This window comes from Acinetobacter lwoffii, from assembly GCF_024129715.1.
In the GTDB taxonomy this organism is placed as follows: Bacteria; Pseudomonadota; Gammaproteobacteria; order Pseudomonadales; family Moraxellaceae; genus Acinetobacter; species Acinetobacter lwoffii_U.
This window is the reverse complement of the sequence record NZ_JAMXXM010000088.1, coordinates 1-260: the sequence shown is the minus strand read 5'-3', so window position 1 is coordinate 260 and position 260 is coordinate 1. Positions and strand designations below refer to the sequence as shown.

Below are 260 nucleotides of genomic sequence, written 5' to 3'. Positions count from 1 at the left end.
TTTCAATGACCCCGACTGGACAATGCAACGTTTACGCATTGGTCAACTGAGGGGATCAGAGCCTATGCAGGTCGTTTCAGGTCGATTGGATGGCACTGTTGCAAATAGGCTGACATGATAAGCTAAATATCTTATGTATTTCGAGATACAGCAGATGAATCCCTTCCATGGTCGGCACTTTCAAGGTGAAATCATTCTTTGGGCTGTTCGTTGGTATTGTAAATATGGCATCAGCTATCGTGAACTTCAAGAAATGCTCG

Annotated in this window: 1 pseudogene; it reads left to right on the top strand. The window is 43.8% G+C overall.

The window, feature by feature from the left end:
• Window positions 1–154 precede the first annotated feature (154 nt).
• Window positions 155–260, top strand: a pseudogene (locus NI462_RS15020) (IS6 family transposase); the annotation flags it as partial.